Here is a 300-nt window from a genome sequence, read left to right as displayed (position 1 = left end):
GTTCAGGATGCCGGCCACGCCGCGGTCGTTCAGCCCCTCGACGTGGGCGAGCGCCGCCTCGGGCGTCTCCCCGGCGACGAAATTGCTCGCGATGGGCGGTAGCATGTGTACACTGCGAGCCCGGGCCGGTATATACTGCCACCCGACCAATTCTTACGAATACATGTCATTTGTATAAATCTGCGACGGTGCCCGTACGTACGAATTCGCCGGGCCGAACCGCTCGTCCCGACCATGGACGGGCCGGGGTTAAGATACCCGGATGTGCTCCGGACTACCGGATAAACATGTCACGAGATA

General features: G+C 61.3%; 1 pseudogene. It reads right to left on the bottom strand.

What is annotated here, in order from left to right:
- Nucleotides 1-105, bottom strand: a pseudogene (locus EXE45_RS21620) (proline dehydrogenase); the annotation flags it as partial.
- Nucleotides 106-300 lie beyond the last annotated feature (195 nt).

The organism is Halorubrum sp. SP9, assembly GCF_005435015.1.
Classification (GTDB): domain Archaea; phylum Halobacteriota; class Halobacteria; order Halobacteriales; family Haloferacaceae; genus Halorubrum; species Halorubrum sodomense.
This window is presented reverse-complemented; position numbering and strand designations above follow the sequence as displayed.